The following is a 13842-nucleotide window of genomic DNA, read 5'->3' as shown; positions in this document are numbered from 1 at the left end:
GGCGGCGGATCGGCGCCGGCCGTCCCGGCGCGGGTCACCGGCCCTGACGGGGGCGGCGGGTACGGTGGCCTCATGGCGACCAGTACCAAGACGACCTCGCGCGGGCGCGGCAGCGCGACTCCGCGCTCCGGCGCGCCGCGATCCGGCCGGGGCTCGGGCAAGGCGGCCGCTGAGACGAAGACGGTGGCCTTCGAGTCCGCCCCGCGCACCAACCCCGCCGTGCGGCTCTGGATGGCGCTGGCCCACCTCGCAGGCGGCGCCGCGCGCGCCCTCGGTCCCGAGCGGCTGGCGAAGGAGGAGCGCCGCGACGGCGTCCCCTTCCTGCTGCTGCTGCTGGCCGTCGCGGGCGCGGTCGTCGAGTGGTTCCTCGCGACCGACCCGGTCGCCCTGGTGCTCGACGCGTGGAGCTTCGGCGGCTTCTTCGGCCGGGTCGCCTACGTGCTGCCGGTCGTCCTTCTCCTCTTCTCCCTCTGGCTCTTCCGGCACCCCCGGTCCGTCGACGACAACGGGCGGATCGGCGTGGGCGTCATCACGCTGCTCGTCGCCTCCGCCGGCATCTGCCACGCGCACCTCGGCCTGCCGCAGCCCGGCCAGGGAATCGAGACCATGGCGGCCGCCGGAGGCGTCCTCGGCTGGCTGGTGGGCGCCCCGCTCGCGGCGATCGCCACCGTCCCCGGCGCGACCGTGCTGCTGTCGCTCGTGATCCTGCTGTCGCTGTTCATCATCACCAAGACCCCGCCGAACCGCATCGGCGCGCGCTCGCGGGAGCTCTACGGCTACCTCTTCGGCGCCCCCGTGCTCGACGACGAGGAGCGCGCCCGCCTCAAGGCCGAGCGGGCCGCCGCCAAGGCCGCGGCGAAGGCGGAGGCCGAGCAGGAGGAGGACGCGCAGCAGGACGGCGGAGAGCTGCCCTGGTGGCGGCGCACCGAGTCCGGGCGCGAGGACGAGCCGACCGTGCAGACCGAGCTCCCGATCGACTCCTTCACCGAGGTGCTCGAGGGCGCCGCGCCCGCTCGCGGCCGCGCGAAGGGCTTCGACACCGCGCTCGAGGAGCGCGACGACGAGGCCCACCCGCCGACCCGCTCCTACGCCACCGAGGTGCTGGCCGAGGCCGAGACCGCCGAGGCGGCGCTCGCCCGCTTCGAGCAGACGGGCGCTCCCCGCGGCGCGACCGGTGTGGTCGACGACGACGCGACCGAGGTCATCCGGCTCGACCGCCTCGACGTGGCGCCCGCCGTCCCGATCCCGCCCGTCATCGAGACCGGCCCGATCGCGCCCCTCGCCGAGGAGGACCCGACCGCCGGCTTCGACTCCTCGTTCGAGGACGACGCGCCGTACCGCCTCCCCTCGGCGGCCGCCCTCTCGACGGGCACGCCCTCCAAAGCGCGCTCGGCGGCCAACGACGAGATGGTCCGCGCCATCACCGAGGTGTTGCAGCAGTTCAACGTGGACGCGACGGTCACCGGCTTCTCCCGCGGCCCGACCGTCACCCGCTACGAGATCGAGCTCGGCCCCGGCGTCAAGGTCGAGCGCGTCACCGCGCTCAGCAAGAACCTCTCCTATGCCGTCGCCAGCAACGAGGTCCGGATCCTCTCCCCGATCCCGGGCAAGAGCGCGATCGGCGTCGAGATCCCCAACACGGACCGCGAGATCGTCTCGCTGGGCGACGTCCTCCGCTCGCCGGCCTCGACGACGTCCACGCACCCGATGACCATCGGCGTCGGCAAGGACGTCGAGGGCGGCTACGTCGTGGCGAACCTCGCCAAGATGCCGCATCTCCTGGTCGCCGGCTCCACCGGCTCCGGCAAGTCCAGCTTCGTCAACTCGATGATCACGAGCCTGCTGATGCGCGCGCGCCCGCAGGACGTGCGCATGGTCCTGATCGACCCCAAGCGCGTGGAGCTCACCATCTACGGCGGAGTGCCGCACCTGATCACTCCGATCATCACGAACCCCAAGAAGGCCGCCGAGGCGCTGCAGTGGGTCGTGAAGGAGATGGACATGCGCTACGACGACCTGGCGTCGTTCGGGTTCCGTCACATCGACGACTTCAACGCGGCCGTCCGCGCGGACGAGATCAAGCTCCCGGCGGGCAGCAGCCGCGTCCTCAAGCCGTACCCGTACCTCCTCGTGGTGGTCGACGAGCTCGCCGACCTGATGATGGTCGCCCCGCGCGACGTCGAGGACTCGATCGTGCGCATCACCCAGCTCGCGCGCGCCTCGGGCATCCACCTCGTGCTGGCCACGCAGCGGCCGAGCGTCGACGTGGTGACCGGCCTCATCAAGGCGAACGTGCCCAGCCGCCTCGCCTTCGCGGTGACCAGCGTGACCGACTCGCGGGTCATCCTCGACCAGCCGGGAGCCGACAAGCTCATCGGGCAGGGCGACGGCCTCTTCCTCCCCATGGGCACCAACAAGCCGATGCGCGTCCAGGGCGCCTGGGTCCGCGAGGACGAGATCGCGAAGGTCGTCGAGCACGTCACCCGTCAGGCGCAGCCCGAGTACCGCCAGGACATCACCGTGCAGGCGCAGCGCAAGGAGATCGACTCCGACATCGGGGACGACCTCGAGCTGCTGGTCGCGGCGGCCGAGCTCGTCGTCAGCACGCAGTTCGGCTCGACCTCGATGCTGCAGCGCAAGCTCCGCGTCGGCTTCGCCAAGGCCGGCCGGCTGATGGACCTGCTTGAGTCGCGCGAGGTCGTCGGCCCCTCCGAGGGGTCGAAGGCCCGCGACGTGCTGGTCACCGCCGAGCAGCTGCCGGGCGTCCTCGCGCGGATGCGCGGCGAGGACCCGGGCGAGGGGCCGGCCGCGCCGTCCTCGGTCGCCCCGGACCCGTACGCGGATCCGCTGGCCGAGCCGACGGGGCCCGCCGCCACCGACTACCACGACGACGACGAGGGGTCCGGCGAGGACGCCTGGACGCTGACGGGACGCGAGTGACCGTCCCGGTCGCCCGCACTGCGAGGAACGGCGGAGCACGATGACCCACCCCACTGCACCGGCTCCGGCCGCGTCGGGCAACTGGAACCTGCCGAACGCGATCACGGTCGTCCGGATCCTGCTGGCGCCCGTCTTCTTCTGGCTCCTGCTGGCCGACGGGGGGCAGGACGGCGGAATCCGGATCGCCGCGGCGCTCCTCTTCATCGTCGCGATCGCCACGGACGGCATCGACGGGCACATCGCCCGGAGCCGGGGCCTCGTGACCGATCTCGGCAAGCTCCTGGATCCGATCGCCGACAAGGTGCTGACCGGCGCGGCGCTCGTCGGGCTCTCGATCCTCGCGGAGCTGCCGTGGTGGGTGACGATCGTCATCCTGGTGCGCGAGATCGGCATCACCGTCTTCCGGATGGCCGTGCTCTCGGACCGGGTGATCCCCGCGTCGCGGGGCGGCAAGCTCAAGACGATCGTGCAGTCGATCGCGATCTCCCTCGCTCTGCTGCCGCTCTGGGCCGTCCTCGGCGAGTGGGTCCACTGGCTGAACGGCATCACGATGACGGCCGCGGTGGTGCTCACGGTCGCCACCGGGATCGACTACCTCGCCGACGCCGCCCGCCAGAGCCGGGCCGCCCGGTCGACGCGGTGACGGCCGCGCAGCTGATCGCCGAGCTCCGGCGGCGGGGTGTCGACCTCGCCGTCGCGGAGTCGCTCACCGGCGGCGCGCTCAGCTCCGCCCTCGTGGAGGTGCCCGGCGCCTCCGCCGTGTACCGCGGGGGAGTGGTGAGCTATGCCACCGACCTCAAGGACCGGCTCCTCGGGGTCGACGCGCGCGTCCTCGGCGAGCGGGGTCCCGTCGATCCCGGAGTCGCCGTGCAGATGGCGCGCGGAGCGTCCTCGCGGCTCGCAGCCGACGGGCGTCCGACGCTCGGCCTGGCGACGACGGGGGTCGCCGGTCCGGATCCGCAGGGGGATGCGGCCGTCGGCACCGTCTTCGTGGCGGCCGTCCTCGGCGAGGACGAGCTCGTCCGTGAGCACCGGTTCGACGGAGACCGCGCCGCGATCCGCGCCGCCTCGGTCGACGCGGCTCTCGCCCTCGGCGCGGAGCTGATCTCCCGCGGCGCATGAGGCGGATACCCAGCCGGGGCCCTTCGGGAATCGGAATGCGCCGCATTGCGGCCCGGTTACAACTGGTGTCGCTCACACGCAAAGTCCAGTCATCCGGTATTAGAGTCGACACCATACGAACCGGGTAGTGAACAGCTATCCGGTTCTCTCGTCCCAGCCCCCCGATCACCCGCTCCGGAATCTCCGGCGCTCGTGCTCGCGGTGCAGGTGGACGACATGCGGTTGACGTGGAGAAGGAGGGTCCAGTGGTTCTAGTTCGTCAGGAGATCGGCGATGTCCTCAGGGACTTTCGCCTGCAGAAAGGTCGTACGCTCCGTCAGGTGGCGAGCAAGGCGAGCGTTGCGCTCGGCTACCTGAGCGAGGTCGAACGCGGTCAGAAGGAGGCCTCCTCGGAGATCCTCGCCTCTGTCGCCGACGCCCTCGACACCCCCATCTCGGTGATCATGCGCGAGGTCGGCGATCGTCTCGCCGTCATCGAGGGCATCGACACCATCCCCGACACCATCCCGGCCGACATGGTCGCCGGCTTCGACGCGGACCTCGTCACGCAGTAGTCGGATCCCGTCCCCTCCACTCACCGCACCCGTTCCACGCGAAGGGCGCCCAGGCTTCGGCCGGGCGCCCTTCGGCGTTCCCGGGGGAGTGCGGCCTCCGGGCAGCGGCTACCGTGGACGCATGCGCTTGAGCGAGTTCCGGCAGCTGGTGGACGACGAGTTCGGCGGCGCCTACGCCCGTGTCCTGGTCTCGGACCTCGTGCTGACCGAGCTCGGGGGCCGCACCGCCGAGCTCGCCCTCGCGGACGGAGCGGAGCCGCGCGAGGTCTGGCTCGCGCTCTGCCGCGCCAACGACGTCCCGGAGGCCCGGTGGCACGGCGTGGATCCGCGGAAGCGCCACCGTTGACGCTCCCGGCGCCGAAGCCGTGTTCGACACGCCGACGGCTCGTGCTCGAATCCGTGTTCGAACGGGTCTAGGCTCCTCCACAGAAGCAGGAACGGCCCCGTCTCCACGGAGTCGCTCTCGCTCGGCCCCGATGTCGGTGGTCGGGCGTACCGTCGGAGACACCTGAACGGACCTGCTTCACCGCCTTGTCGCAGCCGGCCGGCACTGTCACTCCGACAGCCACCGGCATGTCGCGACAGCCTGTAGGCGACACCACCACGAACACGAGAGCGAGACGGCCATGCCCAGTTCCTCCGACCGCGAGAAGTCCCTCGAGACCGCACTCGCCCAGATCGACCGCCAGTTCGGCAAAGGCGCCGTCATGCGCCTCGGAAGCGACGACCGCGCTCCCGTCGAGGTGATCCAGACCGGTTCGATCGCGCTCGACGTCGCGCTCGGGATCGGCGGGCTCCCCCGCGGCCGCATCGTCGAGATCTACGGCCCCGAGTCCTCCGGAAAGACCACCCTCACGCTGCACGCGATCGCGAACGCGCAGCGCAACGGCGGCATCGCCGCCTTCATCGACGCGGAGCACGCGCTCGACCCCGAGTACGCCAAGAAGCTCGGCGTCGACATCGACTCCCTCCTCGTGTCGCAGCCCGACACCGGAGAGCAGGCGCTCGAGATCGCCGACATGCTCGTGCGCTCGGGCTCGATCGACCTCATCGTGATCGACTCCGTCGCGGCCCTCGTGCCGCGTGCCGAGATCGAGGGCGAGATGGGCGACTCCCACGTCGGCCTGCAGGCCCGCCTCATGTCTCAGGCGCTGCGCAAGCTGACCGGCGGACTGAACACCACGAACACCACGATGATCTTCATCAACCAGCTGCGCGAGAAGATCGGCGTCTTCTTCGGAAGCCCCGAGACCACGGCGGGCGGCAAGGCGCTCAAGTTCTACGCGTCGGTCCGCCTCGACATCCGCCGCATCGAGACGCTGAAGGACGGCACCGACGCGGTCGGCAACCGCACCCGCGTCAAGGTCGTGAAGAACAAGATGGCGCCGCCCTTCAAGCAGGCCGAGTTCGACATCCTCTACGGCGTCGGCATCTCCCGCGAGGGCAGCCTGATCGACTTCGGTGTCGAGCACGAGATCGTCCGCAAGTCGGGCGCCTGGTACACCTACGACGGCGACCAGCTCGGCCAGGGCAAGGAGAAGGCGCGCCAGTTCCTCATCGACAACCCCGATGTGGCCGCCGAGATCGAGAAGCGCATCCTGGTCAAGCTCGGCGTGATCGTCGACCCGAACGCGGCCGTCGAGGCCGCGCCGGTCGCGATCGAGACCAAGCAGCCCGTGCGCAAGGGCGCCTAGCCCGTGGCGGAGAAGGCCGCGGAGGGGGCGAAGGGCCGCCCCGTGGCCTTCCTGCCCTGGGTCGACCGGGGTGCGGCGGGCGATGAGGGCTGGGCTCCGGTGGCGCCGGACGCCGACGGGGCCGGGTCGCTTCCGGAGCCGTCCGGAGCCGGGACCCCCCGTACCAGTGCTCCCGGGGCGGCCGCAGGCGGGTCGCGAGGCTCCGCCGTCGGCGGCGCCGCGTCTCCGGCCTCCGAGCGGATCGCCGAGCTCTCGGCTCATGTCGCCCGGCGCGCGCCGGCGTTCGTCGAGAAAGCGGACGACGAGGACGACGACGACGCGATCGAGATCCCGGAGGAGATCGATCCCGAGCAGGTCGCGGATCGGATCGTACGGGGGCTCTCCCGCAAGAGCCTCTCGGTCGCCGAGGTCGAGGCGCGCCTCTACACGGAGGGCGTCGCCGAGAAGGACGCCCTCGAGATCCTCGAGCGCTTCACGCGCTTCGGCTACCTCGACGACCTCCGCATGGCGGAGCAGCTGGTCGTCTCGCTCCGTGACCGCAAGAAGCTCGGCCGCTCCTCCATCCAGCAGGAGCTGCGCGCGCGGAAGATCGACCCCGAGGCGATCGCGTCAGCGCTCGACGAGCTGGACGGCGACGACGAGTACCGCACGGCGCTCGAGCTCGCGCGCAAGCGCCTGCCGAGCCTGCGCTCGCTCTCCGACGAGGTCGCCGAGCGCCGGCTCACGGGGTTCCTCGCGCGCCGCGGCTACGCCGGCGGACTCGTGCAGCGCGTCGTCCGCGAGACGATCCGCAAGCCGGGGTCGAGCGTCCGCTTCCGCTGACACGGCCGGCCGAGGGCGGTCCGACCGGAGCGTAGAATCCCACACCATGAGCACGCTCGGTACCGCCCCGTCGCCCGTCGCCGAGACCCGGCCGAGGACCTACGAGGTCCGTACGTTCGGGTGCCAGATGAACGTGCACGACTCCGAGCGGCTGAGCGGTTCGCTCGAGGCGGCGGGCTACGTGTCCGCCGATGGAGCCGAGGCCGACGTCGTCGTGATCAACACCTGCGCGGTGCGCGAGAACGCCGACAACAAGCTCTACGGCAACCTCGGCCACCTCGCGTCGGTGAAGCGCCGACACGAGGGGATGCAGATCGCGGTCGGCGGCTGTCTCGCGCAGAAGGACAAGAACGTCATCCTCGACCGTGCCCCGTGGGTCGACGTGGTCTTCGGCACGCACAACATGGGCGCCCTCCCGAGCCTGCTCGAGCGCGCCCGCCACAACGACGAGGCGCAGCTCGAGATCCTCGAGTCGCTCGATGTCTTCCCCTCCACGCTCCCCACGAAGCGCGACTCGACCTACAGCGGCTGGGTCTCGATCTCGGTCGGCTGCAACAACACCTGCACCTTCTGCATCGTCCCCTCGCTCCGCGGCAAGGAGAAGGACCGGCGTCCCGGCGACGTGCTCGCCGAGATCCAGGCGCTCGTGGACGACGGCGCGATCGAGGTCACCCTTCTCGGCCAGAACGTGAACTCCTACGGCGTCGAGTTCGGCGATCGCCAGGCGTTCTCGAAGCTGCTCCGCGCGGCGGGCACCATCGACGGGCTCGAGCGGATCCGCTTCACGAGCCCCCATCCCGCGGCCTTCACCGACGACGTGATCGACGCCATGGCCGAGACGCCGGCGGTGATGCCGCAGCTGCACATGCCGCTCCAGTCCGGCTCCGACCGCGTCCTCAAAGCGATGCGCCGCTCCTACCGCTCCGAGAAGTTCCTCGGGATCCTCGACCGGGTCCGCGATCGCATCCCGCACGCGGCGATCAGCACCGACATCATCGTGGGCTTCCCCGGCGAGACGGAGGCCGACTTCCAGGAGACCCTGCGGGTGGTCGAGGCGGCCCGCTTCGCCTCCGCCTTCACCTTCCAGTACTCCATCCGGCCCGGCACCCCGGCCGCGACGCTGCCCGACCAGATCCCCAAGGCGGTCGTCCAGGAGCGCTACGAGCGGCTCGTCGCCCTGCAGGACGCGATCAGCGAGCAGGAGAACCGCACGGTCGTCGGCCGAGAGGTCGAGGTCCTCGTCGCGACCGGCGAGGGCCGCCGCGACACGGAGACGCACCGGCTGAGCGGACGCGCCGAGGACAGCCGTCTGGTGCACTTCGACGTGCCCGAGGGCTCCGAGCAGCCGCGTCCCGGAGACGTGGTCTCCGTCCGGGTCACCCGTGCCGCCCCCTTCTACCTCCTGGCGGATTCGCCCGACGGCGCGCCGCTCCGCATCCGCCGCACCCGCGCGGGCGACGCCTGGGACCGGGCGCAGACCGAGTCCTGCGGAGTTCCGGCCGCCCCGGGCGCGAGCGGGGCGCCCCGGGTCTCGCTGGGCCTGCCGTCGCTGCGAGTGCGCGACGCCGGCACGCTGACGACGCCGATCTACGACGCCCTCGATGGCGAGCGCTGAGACCGGAGCCCCCGATACCGCGCCGGAGCTGATCGCGGTCGTCGGCGCGACCGGCACGGGCAAGTCCGACCTCTCGCTCGATCTCGCCGAGGCGATCCGGCAGGACGGCGGCGCCGCTGAGATCGTGAACGCCGACGCGATGCAGCTCTACCGCGGGATGGACATCGGCACCGCGAAGCTGCCCGCCGACGAGCGGCGGGGCGTCCCGCACCAGCTGCTCGACGTCCTCGACGTGACGGAGGAGGCGTCGGTCGCCCGCTACCAGAGCGAGGCGCGGCGCGTGATCGAGAGCGTGCTGGCGCGCGGGGCGACGCCGATCCTGGTCGGAGGCTCCGGCCTGTACGTCTCCAGCGTCGTCTTCGAGTTCTCGTTCGCGGGCACCGACCCGGCCGTCCGGCGCCGGCTCGAGGAGACCGCCGAGCGGGAGGGCCTGGGCGCCCTCGTCGAGCGGCTGCGCCGGATCGACGCCGGAGTGGCCGAGCGGATCGGTCCGCACAACGCCCGGCGCATCGTCCGCGCGCTCGAGATCGCGGAGCTGAACGGCGGGAGCACGCACAGCGCGCTGATGTCCGACGAGCCGGTTCCGTGGCGCCCCGCCTCCATCCTGTTCCTCGAGGCTCCGCGGGAGGAGCTGGTGCAGCGCCTCGACCGGCGGGTGGAGCGGATGTGGGCGGCCGGGATGCTCGACGAGGTCGAGCGGCTCGTCCCCCTCGGCCTGGAGCGCGGCGTCACCGCCGGGCGGGCCATCGGGTACGCCCAGGCGCTCGCCCAGCGTGCCGGCGTCCTCCGCGAGGACGAGGCGATCGCGGCGACGCAGGCGCTCACGCGCCGCTACGCACGCCGGCAGAACAGCTGGTTCCGGCGTTACGCCGGCGCCCACCGGCTCCCGTACGACGCGCCGGACCTGGTGTCGCGGGCGCACGCCGCCGCCCAGGCCGCCTCTCCCGCTCCTCGCTAGGCTGTGCGCCATGACGATCGAGCTGCACTTCACCAAGGGCCAGGGCACCGGCAACGACTTCGTGCTCTTCAGCGACCCGGACGGTGAGGTCGACCTCTCGCCCGCGCAGATCGCGATGATCTGCGACCGCCACTTCGGCGTCGGCGCCGACGGCGTCATCCGTGCCGTCCGCTCGCGCGCGATCCCGGAGGGCGCCGCGGCCCTGGCCGAGGAGAGCGAGGCGGAGTGGTTCATGGACTACCGCAACGCCGACGGCTCGATCGCCGAGATGTGCGGCAACGGCATCCGCGTCTACGCCGCGTTCCTGCTCGCGGGCGGCCTCGCGGCGCTCGAGCCCGGCGACACCCTGCCGATCGGCACCCGCGCCGGCGTCCGCGACGTCACCCGCAGCGGTGCCGGGTTCCAGGTCGACCTCGGCCGCTGGGAACTGGCGGGCGGCGAGCCCCTGGTGCGGGCGAAGGAGCTCAAGGTCGCGCGCCCCGGTCTCGGGATCGACCTCGGCAATCCGCACGTGGTCGTCGCCCTCAGCAACGACGAGGAGCTCGACTCCGCCGACCTCTCCTACATCCCGCAGCTCGACCCAGAGCCCGAGGACGGCGCGAACGTCGAGTTCGTGGTTCCCGGCGAGCCCCTGGTCCACGACGGGATCGGGCGGATCCGGATGCGCGTGCACGAGCGCGGCAGCGGCGAGACCCTGAGCTGCGGCACGGGTGCCGCGGCGGCGGCACTGGCGGTGCGCTACTGGGCGGGAGCCCGCGCTCCGCAGGCCTGGCGCGTGGAGGTCCCGGGCGGCACGCTCGGCGTGACGATGTTCGCGGCGGAGGAGGGCGAGCACGTCGGGCTCTCCGGCCCGGCCGACCTCGTCTTCACCGGGACGATCCGGATCGACTGAGGACCCGGTCAGGCCAGGCGGGTCGTCCGGAGCACGCGGAAGCCCTTCGCCGAGGAGACGCGCTCCACGTCGAGCTGCCCGGCGAACGCGGCGCCGAGCCAGGTCTGGAGCGAGTCGGAGCCGAGGTTGCGCTGCACGACGAGCCAGGCGTCCGCGCCCTCCTCGAGCCGCGGCAGCCAGCGCTCGAGCAGGAGGTGCAGCTCCTCCTTGCCGATGCGGATCGGCGGGTTCGACCACACCGTGCGGAAGCGGACGTCGTCGGGAACATCCTCGGGCAGCACGGCGTTGACATTGAGGACGCCGAGTTCCTCGCAGTTGCGACGGACCAGCTCGAGCGCCCGCTGGTTGACGTCGACCGCCCACACCCGGGCGTCGGGGGAGGCGAGGGCGAGCGCGAGGGCGATCGGGCCCCAGCCGCAGCCGAGGTCCAGCAGGTCCCCGTCAGCGGGGGCGTCGGGCACCGCGTCCAGCAGGACGCGCGTGCCGAGATCGATGTGACCGGGGCTGAACACCCCTCCTGCCGTCGTGACCTCGAGGTCGCGGCCGGCCAGGCGGGCCTGGATCCTGCGGGGCCGGAGGTCGCCGTCGGGAGTACTCGAGAAGTAGTGCTCGGCGGCCATGAGAAGTGAACCTATCAAGACCTGAGGAGTTAGTGTTATCCGGATGACGGAAGACCTGAACGAGACCGACACGACCGAGGCCGTGGACGTCGTCTCGAGGGTCCTGGCGAACGCGCAGTCGCGTTCGGCGGGGTACTCGCGCTTCGTCGCTGGTGGAGCCCAGGCGCTGCAGAGCGCCGGCCACGAGGGCGAGAACAGCGACGGCGAGCAGTTCGACCGCGACGATCGGCAGGCGCTGCGACGCGTCGCCGGCCTCTCGACCGAGCTCGAGGACGTCACGGAGGTCGAGTACCGCCAGCTGCGCCTCGAGAACGTCGTGCTCATCGGCGTGTACTCGCAGAACTCGCTGGAGGACGCGGAGAACTCGCTGCACGAGCTCGCAGCGCTCGCGGAGACGGCGGGAGCGACGGTCCTCGACGGCCTGCTCCAGCGCCGCCCGCACCCCGATCCGAGCACCTACCTCGGCAAGGGCAAGGCTCAGGAGCTCGCCGGGCTCGTCGCGGCCCTCGGCGCGGACACGGTCGTCGCCGACACCGAGCTCGCACCGAGCCAGCGGCGTGCGCTGGAGGACGTGGTGAAGGTCAAGGTGATCGACCGCACCGCGGTGATCCTCGACATCTTCAGCCAGCACGCGAAGAGCCGCGAGGGCAAGGCGCAGGTCGAGCTCGCGCAGCTCGAGTACCTGCTCCCGCGACTGCGCGGCTGGGGCGAGTCGATGTCCCGCCAGGCCGGCGGTCAGGTGGGCGCGGGGGCCGGGATGGGTTCGCGCGGTCCGGGTGAGACGAAGATCGAGCTCGATCGTCGCCGCATCCACACCCGCATGGCGCGCCTGCGCAAGCAGATCACGGCGATGAAGCCCGCCCGCGAGGCCAAGCGCGCCAACCGCAAGCGCAACGCCGTCCCCTCGGTGGCGATCGCGGGGTACACGAACGCCGGCAAGTCGAGCCTGCTGAACCGGATGACGCACGCGGGCGTCCTCGTCGAGAACTCGCTCTTCGCGACCCTCGACGCCACCGTCCGCAAGGCCCAGACGAAGGACGGGCGCCTCTACACGCTCGCCGACACGGTCGGCTTCGTGCGAGCGCTTCCGCACCAGCTCGTCGAGGCCTTCCGGTCGACGCTCGAGGAGGTCGCGGACTCCGATGTGATCGTCCACGTCGTGGACGCCTCCCACCCCGATCCGGCCGGGCAGATCGCCACCGTGCGCGACGTGATCGGCGAGGTGGGCGCCCGCAGCATCCCCGAGATCATCGCTTTCAACAAGGCTGATCTGGTGGACGAGGGCACGCGGCTGGTGCTGCGCGGTCTCGCTCCCGACGCGGTCTTCGTGTCGGCGCGCAGCGGCGAGGGCATCGACGAGCTGGAGGCGCGGATCGCCGAGATCCTGCCCGAGCCGGACGTCGAGATCGACCTGCTCGTGCCGTACGACCGGGGCGACGTGATCTCGCACCTGCACCGCAGCGGCCGGATCCTGTCGACGCAGTACGTCGAGGGCGGCACCCACGTGGTCGCCCTCGTGCACGCCGATCTGGCGGGCTCGCTCACCGAGTTCGCGGTTCCGCGCGCGGCCGTCCAGGCCTGATCGCCACCACCCGAGCGCCCGTTTCCCCGTCCGGGAGGCGGGCGCTCGGCGCATCCGGGAGGGGATGCGGCGTCCCGCACCACCGACCGGCGGCGGCGGCCGGAGGGTTCGGCGACGGGGTGTCGGCGGCCCTCCTCCGCCTTCCCGTGACCGCGACGGAGGGGCGCGCGCCCCGATCGCCGGTGCCCGTCGAATGCAAGAGGGGCCCGGCCGGCCGCACGCCGGTCGGGCCCCTCCAGCATGCCCGGAGTCAGACCGAGCGGAGGACCGCCACGATCTTCCCGAGCACCTCTGCCTCGTCGCCGAGGATCGGCTCGAAGTTGGAGTTGCGGGGCAGCAGCCAGGTGTGGCCGTCGCGCTGGCGCAGCACCTTGACGGTGGCCTCGCCGTCGAGCATGGCCGCCACGATCTCGCCGTTCTCGGCGGTGCGCTGCGAGCGGACCACGACCCAGTCGCCGTCGCAGATCGCGGCGTCGATCATCGACTCGCCGACGACCTTGAGCATGAAGAGCTCGCCCTTGCCGACGAGCTGCCGGGGAAGCGGGAACACCTCGTCGATCTGCTGGTCGGCCATGATCGGCACGCCCGCCGCGATCCGGCCGACGAGGGGGACCATCGCCGCGTCGCCGACCGTCGCGGTCGACTCGGACGACCCGTCGTCCTCCGTCGAGCTGGGGACGTCGATGAGGATCTCGAGGGCGCGGGGCCGGTTCGGGTCGCGGCGCAGGTAGCCGCTGAGCTCGAGCTGGTTGAGCTGGTGGGTGACGCTCGACAGCGAGGCGAGGCCGACCGCGTCGCCGATCTCGCGCATGCTCGGCGGGTAGCCGCGGCTCGACACCGAGCGCTGGATCGCGTCGAGGATCGCGAGCTGCTTGGCGCTCAGGCTCTTCCGGCGCCGGCCCGCGGCCGCCTTCGTCTTGGCGGCCGGGGTCCCGGCCCTCTGCGCGTCGCTCACGATGCTCCCTCTTCCCGGTGCGCACGCCGCGTGCGCGCCCGCCCGGTCGCGACCCGACAAGGAATGTCGGTGGTCGCTGCTGTACTAC

The 13842-nt window shown here is 72.0% G+C and carries 13 protein-coding genes; 11 read left to right on the top strand and 2 right to left on the bottom strand.

The window, feature by feature from the left end; all coding sequences use genetic code 11:
- The first annotated feature begins 72 nt into the window (after window positions 1-72).
- From C5C59_RS02115 to dapF, 10 genes are all read left to right on the top strand, one after another.
- On the top strand, window positions 73-2940 hold the full coding sequence (locus tag C5C59_RS02115) for a DNA translocase FtsK (RefSeq protein ID WP_104238628.1): 2868 nt from the start codon (window positions 73-75) through the stop codon (window positions 2938-2940).
- 40 nt (window positions 2941-2980) lie between these two features.
- Window positions 2981-3583, top strand: a complete 603-nt coding sequence (gene pgsA, locus C5C59_RS02110) for a CDP-diacylglycerol--glycerol-3-phosphate 3-phosphatidyltransferase (protein ID WP_104226303.1) — start codon at window positions 2981-2983, stop codon at window positions 3581-3583.
- Window positions 3580-4062, top strand: coding sequence for a CinA family protein (locus C5C59_RS02105; RefSeq protein WP_104224473.1), 483 nt, complete (start codon window positions 3580-3582; stop codon window positions 4060-4062). Before pgsA ends, C5C59_RS02105 begins: the two co-directional genes overlap by 4 nt.
- Window positions 4063-4307: 245 nt before the next feature.
- Window positions 4308-4616, top strand: a complete 309-nt coding sequence (locus C5C59_RS02100; RefSeq protein ID WP_068207524.1) for a helix-turn-helix domain-containing protein — start codon at window positions 4308-4310, stop codon at window positions 4614-4616.
- 121 nt (window positions 4617-4737) lie between these two features.
- Window positions 4738-4962 carry a DUF3046 domain-containing protein gene (locus C5C59_RS02095; protein WP_104238629.1) on the top strand — a complete coding sequence of 75 codons (225 nt, stop codon included), beginning with the start codon at window positions 4738-4740 and terminating at the stop codon, window positions 4960-4962.
- A 280-nt stretch (window positions 4963-5242) separates the two neighbouring features.
- Window positions 5243-6310, top strand: coding sequence for a recombinase RecA (recA, locus tag C5C59_RS02090; RefSeq protein WP_104224475.1), 1068 nt, complete (start codon window positions 5243-5245; stop codon window positions 6308-6310).
- A gap of 42 nt (window positions 6311-6352) precedes the next feature.
- A complete protein-coding gene (locus tag C5C59_RS02085) occupies window positions 6353-7132 on the top strand; it encodes a regulatory protein RecX (RefSeq protein WP_146082834.1) in 780 nt (259 codons plus the stop codon).
- 46 nt (window positions 7133-7178) lie between these two features.
- Window positions 7179-8747 carry a tRNA (N6-isopentenyl adenosine(37)-C2)-methylthiotransferase MiaB gene (gene miaB / locus C5C59_RS02080; protein ID WP_104238631.1) on the top strand — a complete coding sequence of 523 codons (1569 nt, stop codon included), beginning with the start codon at window positions 7179-7181 and terminating at the stop codon, window positions 8745-8747.
- The gene (miaA, locus tag C5C59_RS02075) at window positions 8734-9705 is read left to right on the top strand and encodes a tRNA (adenosine(37)-N6)-dimethylallyltransferase MiaA (protein WP_104238632.1); all 972 of its coding nucleotides are present in this window, start codon (window positions 8734-8736) and stop codon (window positions 9703-9705) included. The genes miaB and miaA overlap by 14 nt, the downstream gene beginning before the upstream one ends.
- Before the next feature lie 10 nt (window positions 9706-9715).
- Window positions 9716-10597, top strand: coding sequence for a diaminopimelate epimerase (dapF, locus tag C5C59_RS02070; protein WP_104226308.1), 882 nt, complete (start codon window positions 9716-9718; stop codon window positions 10595-10597).
- An 8-nt stretch (window positions 10598-10605) separates the two neighbouring features.
- Here the strand turns inward: dapF and C5C59_RS02065 are convergent, their stop codons facing one another.
- Window positions 10606-11217: a class I SAM-dependent methyltransferase gene (locus C5C59_RS02065; RefSeq protein ID WP_104238633.1), complete on the bottom strand. Its 612-nt coding sequence runs from the start codon at window positions 11215-11217 to the stop codon at window positions 10606-10608.
- Window positions 11218-11260: 43 nt separating this feature from the next.
- On the opposite strand from C5C59_RS02065, the gene hflX reads away from it, so the two are divergent.
- The gene (hflX, locus tag C5C59_RS02060) at window positions 11261-12799 is read left to right on the top strand and encodes a GTPase HflX (protein ID WP_104224481.1); all 1539 of its coding nucleotides are present in this window, start codon (window positions 11261-11263) and stop codon (window positions 12797-12799) included.
- 250 nt (window positions 12800-13049) lie between these two features.
- Here hflX and lexA read toward each other — a convergent pair whose 3' ends face one another.
- Window positions 13050-13754, bottom strand: a complete 705-nt coding sequence (gene lexA / locus C5C59_RS02055) for a transcriptional repressor LexA (protein WP_104238634.1) — start codon at window positions 13752-13754, stop codon at window positions 13050-13052.
- Window positions 13755-13842: the final 88 nt, after the last annotated feature.

The organism is Rathayibacter sp. AY1F4, assembly GCF_002931775.1.
Classification (GTDB): domain Bacteria; phylum Actinomycetota; class Actinomycetes; order Actinomycetales; family Microbacteriaceae; genus Rathayibacter.
Note: the sequence above shows the minus strand (reverse complement) of the source record. Positions and strands in the feature narration are given on the sequence as shown.